Here is an 11,405-nt window from a genome sequence, read left to right on the forward strand (position 1 = left end):
TCAGCTCAATGGGAACACACCATTCTGGTTACTAAAGATGGCTATGAAATCCTCACACTAAGAGCTGAAGAGGATATCTAAGCAGCTAGCTGCATGTGCTAAAATAAGTGTTTTTTATTGTTGTATAAATCTAAGCGTTGAAAAACCTAAGAAATTATTTTATCTCCGGCCTACTTTTTTGGATTCCATTAGGCTTAAGTATTGTCGTTATCAAGTTCTTTTTAGAGCTTGTTAATGACATTGTGCCGCCAGAATATTTACCCGAAGCCTTATTTAATCTAGGAAGCGCCATTCCTGGATCGGGCATTATTTGGGTAATACTCATCATTATGCTAACTGGTACATTAGTCAATAACTTTATTGGTCGCAGGCTAGTCCAACTATGGGAAAAACTCTTAGATAAGATTCCTGGATTCCGTGGTATTTATAAAGCTTTAAAACAACTCTCTGATACCGTTTTAAGCCCTTCTGGCAATAGTTTTAAAAAAGCACTACTAGTTGAATATCCGCGCAAAGGTATGTGGACAATTGCCTTTCAAACAGGAGATTATCAGGGTGAAGTTGCAGATAAAATTGGCGAAGAAATTATTAATATCTATGTTCCAACGACACCAAACCCAACCTCAGGATTTTTCATCATGCTACCAAAAAGCGAAGCAATCGAACTAGACATGAGTGTTGATGAAGCATTTAAACTTATTATCTCTACCGGCGTGGTAGAACCAAGCAAATAATCAAAAGGAAAAACTATGAGAACAAATTATTGTGGCGAATTAAACAAAGAAAATATCGATCAAACGGTTGAAATTTGTGGCTGGGTTAATCGCCGTCGTGACCATGGTGGCGTTATCTTCTTAGATATGCGTGATAAACGAGGTATTGCTCAAGTTGTTATTAACCCTGATAATGCTGATTTTGCACTTGCTGAAACCATTCGAAATGAGTTTGTACTTAAAATTACAGGTGTTGTTATTGCTAGAGGTGAAGGCTTGGCCAACCCTAAGCTTGCTTCTGGCGATATTGAAATCGTAGCCAACAATATTGAAATTCTCAACGCTTCTAAACCGGTGCCATTCCAGATCGATGCGACTGACACCTCTGAAGAGGTTCGACTTAAGTATCGCTACCTTGATTTACGCAACGACGCGATGCAAAAACGCATGCGCCTACGTTCAAAAGTTACTCACTTTATGCGCGAGTTCATGGACGAGAATGATTTCCTAGATATTGAAACACCTTTTTTAACTAAAGCAACACCTGAAGGTGCGCGTGATTATTTAGTGCCTTCACGTACTCATCCAGGTGAGTTTTTCGCCCTGCCACAATCACCACAATTATTCAAACAATTGTTAATGATGTCAGGTTTTGAGCGTTACTATCAAATCGTTAAATGTTTCAGGGACGAAGACTTACGTGCTGATCGACAGCCAGAATTCACTCAACTGGATATTGAAACTTCATTTATGAATGAAGATGAAATTATGTCAATGATGGAGGAAATGACACGTGGCATGTTTAAACATGCAATCGATGTTGATCTAGGTGACCAATTCCCTAGTATCACTTACGCAGATGCAATGCATCTATATGGCGTTGATCGTCCTGACATGCGTATTCCTATGAAAATGACTGACATGAATGAGCTAATGCAAGGCGTTGATTTTAAAGTATTCTCTGGTCCTGCGAGTAGTGATGACTCTCGTGTTGCTGCGCTACGCGTACCGGGTGGCGCTGCTATCAGTCGTAAGAAAATTGATAAATACACAAAATACGTTAGCATTTATGGCGCCAAAGGTTTGGCTTATATCAAACTAAATGAAGATGGTCCAGCATCGCCAATTTTGAAATTCTTAGGTGACGATGTTACCGCTAAAGTGATTGAAATGACTGGCGCACAAACGGGTGATATTATTTTCTTTGGTGCTGATAAAACCAAAATTGTTAACGAGGCATTAGGTAACTTGCGTGAACAATTAGCAAAGGACATGGATTTATTTGATAAAGAATGGGCGCCTATCTGGGTGGTTGATTTCCCAATGTTTGATCAAAATGATGATGGCTCATTAAGCGCCATTCACCATCCATTCACTGCGCCAAGTGTTGACGCTGAGACATTAGAAAAAACTGCTGCTAGTGCTTTATCAAGAGCTTACGATCTTGTTATTAATGGCTCTGAAGTGGGTGGTGGCTCTATTCGTATTCACCAGGTTGCGATGCAACAAACAGTTTTGAAATTATTAGGCATTTCTGACGAAGAGGCGCAAGATAAATTTGGCTTCTTATTAAATGCACTTGAATATGGCTGTCCACCTCATGGTGGCATGGCATTTGGTCTTGATCGTTTAGTGATGATCATGACAGGAAGTGACTCTATTCGTGATGTTATCGCCTTCCCTAAGACGCAAACAGCTGCTTGTTTATTAACTGATGCACCTGCCGAAGTTCCAAGAAAAGTACTTCGTGAACTTAGCGTGCAAGTGAGCTTACCGAAAAAAGACTAAATTTTGTGAGTAGTATTACTGATCAAATAAAGGCAGAGTTAAAAGCTAAGAATGCGGTTTTGGTAGCTCACTATTACGTGAGTGCTGAACTGCAAACTTTGGCAGAAGAATCTGGCGGAATTGTCTCAGATTCATTAGAGATGGCACGTTTTGGACAAAATTGTAATGCCGATACCATTGTGGTTGCTGGTGTTAAATTTATGGGTGAAACAGCTAAAATTCTATCTCCAGAGAAAACAGTACTAGTGCTTGACCAAGCTGCGACTTGCTCTTTAGACGAAGATTGTCCTATTGATGATTTCTCAAAATTTTGTGATCAACACCCAGATCGCACTGTTGTCGTTTATGCCAATACCAGCGCTGCAGTTAAAGCGCGTGCAGATTGGGTTGTTACTTCAGGTAGTGCTCTTAAGGTAGTTAAACATCTTAAAGATCAAGGTGAGAAAATACTGTGGGCACCTGACAAACATTTAGGTAATTTTGTTAAAAATGAAACAGATGCAGATATGCTACTTTGGCAAGGCTCATGTGTTGTGCATGAGCGTTTTAAGGCTGATGCACTTGCCAATCTCAAAGCGCACCACCCTAAAGCAGCAGTATTGGTTCATCCTGAATCACCACAATCAGTGGTGGATTTAGCCGATGTTATCGGTTCAACTACCGCATTAATTAACGCTGTCAGAGATCGAGACGAGCAAACTTTTATTATTGCTACAGATAACGGCATATTTCATAAAATGCACGAAGTTGCACCTGATAAAACATTAATCGAAGCACCAACGGCTGGCCAAGGTGCAGATTGTGAATCATGTGCTCACTGTGAGTGGATGGCAATGAATACCTTGGATAATTGTCTTAGCACAATCAAAACTGGCAATAATGAAATAAAAATTGACGCTTCAATTAACCAGGAAGCTCAGATTTCTATACAAAAATTACTCGACTTTACCGCATAAAGATCACTCATAAAAGGTAAAATTCAACCCCTATATTCACCGGAGAAAACACCATGGCAGGACATAGTAAATGGCACAATATTCAACATCGAAAAGGCGCACAAGATGCTAAACGTGGAAAAATTTTTACTAAACTCATTAAAGAGATAGTAATTGCCGCTAAATCTGGTGGCGGTGTCATTGAAAATAATCCAGGCCTGAGAATGGTTATCGATAAAGCTTTGGCAGCGAATATGAAGCGTGACACCATTGAAAATGCAGTGAAACGTGGGTCAGGCGACTTAGAAGGTGAGAACTATGACGAGGTACGTTACGAAGGTTATGGATTAGCAGGTACAGCAATTATGGTTGACACGTTAACAGACAACCGTAATCGTACGGTTGCAGATGTTCGCCATGCTTTTACTAAACATGGTGGCAATCTTGGTACTGATGGTTCAGTGTCCTATCTATTTACTAAACAAGGTTTTATTAGTTTTGCTGCAGGTAGTGATGAAGACCAGATTATGGAGGCGGCATTGGACGCAGGTGCAGATGACGTAGTCACTAACGATGATGGATCAATCGATGTACTTACTTCTCCAGAAGAGTTTTTTACTGTGAAAGATGCACTAACAGATGCCGGCTTGGAATGTGCTCACGCTGAGGTCACCATGGAGCCATCTACCCGTGTAGAACTAAATCTTCAAGATGCAGAAAAATTCATGAAATTGATTGATCGTTTAGAAGATCTTGATGATACACAAGAGGTTTACCATAACGCTGATATCTCTGAAGAGGTCATGGCTCAATTATGATTCATATTCATCAAGGTATAAGCGCATTAGGCGCTTTTAGAACTCAAGCTTTACAAGCTAAACTTAATCAGGCTCAACCTGACCTAACTCTTTTAGGCGCTGAGTTTATTCACTTGGCCGATCTTAACGAAAGTCTTGATCAAAATAAAACAAACCAACTAGAACAATTATTATCTTATAGCGAAGTATTAACAATCTCTGGCGCTGCATCTTGTCTTATTATCATTCCAAGACTAGGTACTATTTCTCCTTGGTCTTCCAAAGCTACAGATATTATGCACTTGTGTGATATGCCTCAAATTAATCGTATTGAGCGCGCTATTGTCTATCATTTTGATACTGAAATAACCAACCGATCAGCTGTATTAGCCTGTGTGATGGACAAAATGACAGAATCAGAGCTAGCTAGTATTGATGATGCACACAGTGTGTTTGCTAATTTTGAACCTCGAGTATTTTCTAGTGTTGATATTCTAACTCAAGGCAAAGTAGCGCTTGAAAAAACTAATACTGAATTAGGTCTAGCATTATCGACCGGTGAAATTGATTATCTAGTTGATAGCTTTACTAAACTAGAGCGCAACCCAACAGATATTGAACTCATGATGTTTGCTCAAGCAAATTCAGAGCATTGTCGTCATAAAATTTTTAACGCTGATTGGAAAATTGATGATACTGAACAAGCCAAAAGTTTGTTTGCTATGATTCGAAACACCTATCACAAGCACCCTGAAGGGTTGCTTAGCGTCTATTCAGACAACTCTGCAGTGATGGCTGGGTACGAAGGTGAGCGTTTTTATGCTGACAAAACAGGTAAGTACGTCAGCTCAAATGAACATAGAGCTATTTTAATGAAAGTAGAAACTCACAACCACCCTACTGCTATTGCGCCACACCCAGGTGCAGCAACTGGCTCTGGTGGTGAAATTCGTGATGAAGGCGCTACTGGTCAAGGTTCAAAACCTAAAGTTGGTTTATGCGGCTTTAGTGTCTCTAATTTAAAGATTAACGGCGCTACTCAGCCATGGGAAGTAGATCATGGCAAACCATCTCAAATTGTATCGGCTCTTGACATTATGCTTGAAGGCCCGATTGGCGCAGCTGCTTTTAACAATGAATTTGGCCGTCCAAATACGCTAGGCTATTTCCGTAGCTATGAACAACAAACACCAGATGGTGATGTTCGTGGCTATCATAAGCCAATTATGCTTGCAGGCGGACTTGGTCATATTCAAGAACAGCATATTAAAAAAGGTGAAATTCCAGTCGGTAGTAAGATCATTGTTTTAGGCGGTCCAGCAATGTTGATCGGTCTTGGTGGTGGCGCTGCTTCTAGTATTAAGAGTGGTGAACAAAGCGAAGATTTAGATTTTGCTTCTGTACAACGTGCCAACCCTGAAATGGAAAGACGCGCACAAGAAGTGATTGACCGTTGTGCTAATCTTGGCAATGACAATCCAATTATTTCCATTCATGACATTGGTGCCGGTGGCTTATCAAACGGCCTACCAGAATTGGTTAATGATTCAGGTCGTGGTGGTCGTTTTGAGTTGCGTAATATTCCTAATGATGACAACCAAATGTCACCGCTTGAAATTTGGTGCAACGAATCTCAAGAACGCTACGTCCTTGCTATCGCCCCATCTAGCTTGGCATTATTTAGCGATATTTGTCAACGTGAACGCGCTCCATTTGCAGTGTTGGGTGAGTCAACCAAAGAACAAGAGTTGGTTTTAAGCGATGAATTATTTGCAGATACGCCTATTGATATGCCAATGTCTGTACTATTGGGCAATCCACCAAAAACCAACATTAATGCTGTCACACATGACATAGATCTTAGTCCATTAGATGTTAGCGACATTCAACTTGATGATGCCATCACTCGAGTATTACAATTGCCAACCGTTGCAAGTAAAAATTTCTTAATCACTATTGGTGATCGAAGTGTTACTGGTATGGTTGCTCGAGATCAGTTTGTTGGCCCTTGGCAAGTGCCAGTGGCTGACTGTGCAATTTCCATCTCTGATTATGTTGGCTATAAAGGTGAAGTTATGTCCTTAGGTGAGCGCACTCCGCTTGCTTTGTGTGATGCAAATTCAGCTGCGCGTATGACTATTGGTGAAGCATTAACCAATATGCTAGGTGGTTACGTTGCAGATATTCACGATATTAGCTTAAGCGCTAATTGGATGAGTGCCAGTGGGCATAAAGGTGAAGACGCCAAATTATTTGCTGCTGTTAAAGCAGTTGGTATGGATTTGTGTCCTGAACTTGGGTTAACTGTCCCTGTGGGTAAAGACTCTATGAGTATGAAAAGCTCTTGGAATGAGAATGGTGAAGATAAGTCGGTTACCTCGCCCTTATCTTTAATTATCACCGCTTTTGCAAAAACCCCTGATGTTAGACTACAACAAACCCCACTACTTGATACAGATGCAGAATCTGAATTATTATTGATCGACTTAGGCTTTGGCCAAAATAGAATGGGTGGCTCATGTTTGGCACAAGTTTATAATCAAGTTGGTGACATTGCGCCAAATTTGGATGATAGTGCCATATTTAAATCATTCTTTACAGTCATTAACCAATTGAATAAAGACGGCTTAATTAGTGCTTATCATGATCGAAGTGATGGTGGTGTTATAACAACATTACTAGAAATGGCATTTGCATCACATTGCGGATTAACCATTTCAACGGATGGCAATATTGAGCATTTATTTAATGAGGAACTTGGCTGCGTTATTCAGGTGAAATCTGAACATAAGCAAATAGTTAGTGATACTCTAGCCACTGCAGGACTTAAATCTTGTACACAATCAATTGCAACTATTAACAACTTAGATACAATTGAAATTATTGCCAATGGGCAAGTAATTTACACGCAACCGCGTGCTAAGCTACACACACTTTGGTCATCAACGTCATATGAAATTGCCAAGTTACGAGATAATCCAGATTGCGCCCAACAAGAATTTGATGCGATCAGTCAGACTTCTAATGGCATACTATCTGACTTAAGCTTTGATATTGATCAATCAGTTGTTACCCCTTATATCAAAACTAATATCAAGCCAAAGATTGCCATCCTTAGAGAACAAGGTATTAATGGCCAAGTAGAGATGGGTGCTGCCTTTAACAAGGCAGAATTTGATGCCATTGACGTACATATGAGTGACATCCTTTCTGGACGCTTATCTTTAGATGAATTTAAAGGCTTGGTTGCTTGTGGCGGTTTCTCCTATGGTGATGTACTAGGCGCAGGTAGAGGTTGGGCAAGTTCGATTCTTTATAATACACATGCCAAAGATGAATTCGAAGCTTTCTTTAATCGAGAAGATAGTTTTGCTTTAGGTGTATGTAATGGATGCCAGATGATTTCAAACTTATCTGAGATAATTCCAGGTGCACAAAATTGGCCTAGCTTTAATCGCAACCTATCAGAGCAATTTGAGGCGCGCTTTTCAAGTGTTAAGATTGGCGAATCTAATTCAATTTTCTTAAAAGACATGATTGGCTCAACCATACCAATTGCAATTGCTCACGGCGAAGGTAGAGCATCATTTGGAAATGGTGAAGCGAATAATATCGCTTTGCAGTATGTGGATCACAGTGGTGCCATCACCAAAACTTACCCACACAATCCAAATGGATCTGACCAGGGTGTTGCTGGCGTTACCAATGACTCTGGGCGTGTTACTATTATGATGCCACATCCTGAGCGTGTCTTTAGAGCGGTACAACACTCACACCATCCAAAAGATTGGGATGAGCGCAGTCCATGGATGAGAATGTTTGAAAATGCTAGAGCTTGGGTTGACTGATATTCAAGTTAATTAATTCAAAAAATGAAGGTCGCCATTATGCGACCTTTTAAACTTACTCTTTGGTAAGTACATATTTTAGAATCTCAATAACTTGCTCTGGTGTAGTTGCCCACGCCATTGCCGATCCGTCAACTTCCTTCAACGGGTGCACTATATTTTCATCATGAAGAGTGATGTAAGGCTTGTCTAATGCAGAACAATACCCAGCATCAAATGCTGCATTCCATTGTTTATACTTGTCACCAAAACGTACTACAGCAACATCGCAATTTTTAATCAGGGTTTTTGTGCGTATTGCATTAACTTTTGCGGATTTGTGATCGCGCCAATAATTAACATTTTCTGCACCAAGCATATCACCTGCTGCATCGCTAGACTCATGATCTGTGACAGCAGATGTAAAGACAATCGATAAATTATGTGCAGCACACCCATCTTTTAAGCGCTGTCTCCAGTCTGTGTGTATTTCACCCGAAAGGTATACGTTTAAATCCATGTTTAATTCCTATGTTGATAATAAAAAGATAGAAGTTTACGTCAAAATTAGAATAACTCTAACCTAGTTCGCTACTGCTTTAACTTGATATGATTATTTAAAGTTGCTAGTTTATTAAAATATTAGAGAAACAGGAATATTGAATCAGGTTAAATAGTAACCATGGACTATCAACTTATTCGCTCAAAACGTAAAACTTTGAGTTTACAAATCAATACTAAAGCAGAGCTCATTATTCGCTCTCCAAAAAACCTCTCTATTAAGGAAATAGAATCTTTTGTAAATGATAAATCTGAATGGATAAAGAAAAAACAACGGACTATTCAATCAAAAATAATACCATCACCAAATTACATGGAAGAGGAGTGCTTCTTATATCTGGGCAATCAATATCCGTTAATTCACAACACTAACCAAACATCCAGCCTCCACTTTGATGGCAAGATGTTTAGCCTAAAAGGTGATGGATTATCAGCATTTCACACTTGGTATAAAACCACTTTTGAGAAAGTTGCCTTGCCAAGATTGGATTATTACGCTCAACTTCATCAACTAAACTATCAACAAGTTAGGATTAAGGCGCAAAAAACACTTTGGGGCTCATGCTCTGCAGTTAATAATATCAATCTTAATTATCTACTCATTCAAGCACCCATGAGTGTGATTGATTATGTCATTGTGCATGAGTTGGCGCACATTAAACACAAAAATCATTCGAAACATTTCTGGAGTTTTGTCAGTCAGATGCTCCCAAACTATAAAGCCAGCAAATGCTGGCTTCAAGAAAATGGCCATAAGTTAAAAAACTTATAGCGAAATTAGTTTAACTGATTTATTTATTGTTAAACTTTGAAGATGCTTCTTCCATAGCAACCTTTAACGTTCCCATTTGCGACATTTCAACAATAATATCACCTCCACCTACTAATTCAGAATTGAAATAGATTTGTGGAAAAGTTGGCCAATCTTGGAATGCCGGTAAGTTTTGCATAACTTCTTGGTCTTCAAAGATATTAACATAAGCAAATTCTACGCCAGTTGAAGCAAGAGTTTGTGCAGCTGTTGCTGAAAATCCACATTGTGGAAATTGTGGTGTACCTTTCATATACAAAACAATCGGTGCACTATCAACTTGCGCTTGAATTCTTTCCATTATTTCCATTACTTACTCCTTTATATGTGCGTAAAAGTTTAGTATTTTACTCTTATATTATGATTTTATTGTTTAATTGCCTGAGCAATTGTGTATTTTGATCCTTGTTTTAATTTTTTATAATTACCAAAAACCGATTTAAAGTTATCTTTAATAAAATGCCTTAAACCATTAATTGTGACAAAAGTAATGGTTCCACCTGGTTTTAAAGCGTCATATGCATCATACAATATAATACTTAATTGTTCTCTACCCACTTTAGCAGGGACATTTGACAACACCTGATCAAAATAATTACTCTTACCAACTGCAGAAAATGCATCGGAGAGGTAAGCTTGAGCATTATCAATGTGGTTAAGCTTGGCATTTGCATTAGATAATTCGATAGCAATAAAATCTTTATCTACCATATGCACCTCTCCTCTAGGGCATGACTTGGCCACACTTAAGCCTATAGGACCATAACCGCAACCTAAATCTAAACATTTGTCATCTGTTGCGATATCAAGATATTTCATAAACATGACTGTACCATCATCAATGGCTCTTGGGCTAAATACACCCCAGCGTGTTTTAAGAGTTAAATCATGGCCTAATAAGTTGGCTTGAATGTTGAGTTCTTGTTTTAGTTTAGGAATATCTTGTCTGGTAAACATTAGGTATCTTGTTGTTGTTTTTTAAGTGCTTTCTTCTTTGCCTTAGCAGCAATCATTTGACTGGCATTATCTCCAATATGATCTTCGCCTCTTTTTTCTGCCAATTGAATTTGCTTTTCTCTTTCACGGTATCGATTCACTTGATCTTCGCTTTTAGATCCATAGCAACGAGGACAAGATACGCCTTTTTCATAATGTTTGTGATTTTTATCTTCAGCAGTAATAGGATATCTACAAGCATGGCATTGGTCATATTGACCCTGTTCAAGATTATGTTTTACTGCTACTCGATCATCAAATACAAAACATTCGCCTTCCCACATGCTGTCTTGTTCAGGCATTTGTTCAAGATACTTAAGAATACCACCATGCAAATGGTATACCGTGTCAAAACCTTGAGTTTTTAAATAGGCGGTTGATTTTTCACAACGGATACCACCTGTACAGAACATCGCTACTTTCTTGCCCCGATACTGCTCTAAATTATTTTTAGTATACTCTGGAAACTCGCGAAAGGTTTCCGTACTAGGATTAATAGCTCCTTTAAAGCTGCCAATCTCATATTCATAATTATTTCTAGTGTCTATTAATATAACATCAGGGTCGCTAATCAAATCATTCCAATCTTGTGGTGATACGTAAGTGCCAACAGACTCTTTAGGATCAATCCCTGAGACTCCAAGTGTCACAATTTCCTTTTTCAACTTAACTTTTAAACGCTTAAAAGGAAGCTTATCACTATATGAAAATTTAATTTCTAAATGGTCAAAACGTCCATCTTCATCTAAAAATTTTAAGAAGGCGTCAATAGAGTCTTGTGTTCCAGCTACAGTGCCATTCAAACCCTCTAAAGCCAATAAAACAGTTCCCTTAATCTCTAAATCAACCATTAACTCACGTAACGGCTCTCTAAATTTTTCAAAATCATCCAAACGTACAAACTGATATAGAGCGCAAACTGTAAACATACAACTTTAATTAAGAAAAAAAATCTATTTTACCGTAAAGCCATAATA

The 11,405-nt window shown here is 38.8% G+C and carries 10 protein-coding genes and 1 pseudogene; 7 read left to right on the top strand and 4 right to left on the bottom strand.

Annotation, left to right across the window (positions count from 1 at the left end; translation table 11 throughout):
• The 6 genes and pseudogenes from P8M52_RS01985 to purL all read left to right on the top strand — a co-directional run.
• Nucleotides 1–81: pseudogene (locus P8M52_RS01985) on the top strand (methionine aminopeptidase); the annotation flags it as partial.
• A gap of 56 nt (nucleotides 82–137) precedes the next feature.
• Nucleotides 138–734: a DUF502 domain-containing protein gene (locus P8M52_RS01990; protein WP_300306581.1), complete on the top strand. Its 597-nt coding sequence runs from the start codon at nucleotides 138–140 to the stop codon at nucleotides 732–734.
• A 15-nt stretch (nucleotides 735–749) separates the two neighbouring features.
• The gene (gene aspS / locus P8M52_RS01995; RefSeq protein ID WP_300306584.1) at nucleotides 750–2,501 is read left to right on the top strand and encodes an aspartate--tRNA ligase; all 1,752 of its coding nucleotides are present in this window, start codon (nucleotides 750–752) and stop codon (nucleotides 2,499–2,501) included.
• A 5-nt stretch (nucleotides 2,502–2,506) separates the two neighbouring features.
• A complete protein-coding gene (nadA, locus tag P8M52_RS02000; RefSeq protein ID WP_300306587.1) occupies nucleotides 2,507–3,457 on the top strand; it encodes a quinolinate synthase NadA in 951 nt (316 codons plus the stop codon).
• A gap of 53 nt (nucleotides 3,458–3,510) precedes the next feature.
• On the top strand, nucleotides 3,511–4,254 hold the full coding sequence (locus P8M52_RS02005; RefSeq protein WP_300306590.1) for a YebC/PmpR family DNA-binding transcriptional regulator: 744 nt from the start codon (nucleotides 3,511–3,513) through the stop codon (nucleotides 4,252–4,254).
• The gene (gene purL / locus P8M52_RS02010; protein ID WP_300306593.1) at nucleotides 4,251–8,081 is read left to right on the top strand and encodes a phosphoribosylformylglycinamidine synthase; all 3,831 of its coding nucleotides are present in this window, start codon (nucleotides 4,251–4,253) and stop codon (nucleotides 8,079–8,081) included. Before P8M52_RS02005 ends, purL begins: the two co-directional genes overlap by 4 nt.
• A gap of 55 nt (nucleotides 8,082–8,136) precedes the next feature.
• Here the strand turns inward: purL and P8M52_RS02015 are convergent, their stop codons facing one another.
• Entirely contained in the window at nucleotides 8,137–8,580 is a 444-nt protein-coding gene (locus P8M52_RS02015; protein ID WP_300306596.1) for a YtoQ family protein, read from the bottom strand.
• 162 nt (nucleotides 8,581–8,742) lie between these two features.
• Here P8M52_RS02015 and P8M52_RS02020 point away from each other — a divergent pair, with 162 nt between their 5' ends.
• Nucleotides 8,743–9,393, top strand: a complete 651-nt coding sequence (locus P8M52_RS02020) for a SprT family zinc-dependent metalloprotease (protein ID WP_300306599.1) — start codon at nucleotides 8,743–8,745, stop codon at nucleotides 9,391–9,393.
• Between the two features lie 19 nt (nucleotides 9,394–9,412).
• On the opposite strand, the gene grxD is transcribed toward P8M52_RS02020, so the two are convergent.
• The 3 genes from grxD to P8M52_RS02035 are packed head-to-tail and all read right to left on the bottom strand — an operon-like array spanning nucleotide 9,413 to nucleotide 11,357.
• Nucleotides 9,413–9,742: a Grx4 family monothiol glutaredoxin gene (gene grxD / locus P8M52_RS02025; RefSeq protein ID WP_300306603.1), complete on the bottom strand. Its 330-nt coding sequence runs from the start codon at nucleotides 9,740–9,742 to the stop codon at nucleotides 9,413–9,415.
• Between the two features lie 56 nt (nucleotides 9,743–9,798).
• The gene (locus P8M52_RS02030; RefSeq protein ID WP_300306606.1) at nucleotides 9,799–10,389 is read right to left on the bottom strand and encodes a methyltransferase; all 591 of its coding nucleotides are present in this window, start codon (nucleotides 10,387–10,389) and stop codon (nucleotides 9,799–9,801) included.
• Nucleotides 10,389–11,357 (bottom strand): rhodanese-related sulfurtransferase, encoded by a 969-nt coding sequence (locus P8M52_RS02035; protein ID WP_300306609.1) that lies wholly within the window; start codon nucleotides 11,355–11,357, stop codon nucleotides 10,389–10,391. The genes P8M52_RS02030 and P8M52_RS02035 overlap by 1 nt, the downstream gene beginning before the upstream one ends.
• Nucleotides 11,358–11,405 lie beyond the last annotated feature (48 nt).

This window comes from Candidatus Thioglobus sp. (genome assembly GCF_029243085.1).
Taxonomy (GTDB): Bacteria; Pseudomonadota; Gammaproteobacteria; order PS1; family Pseudothioglobaceae; genus Thioglobus_A.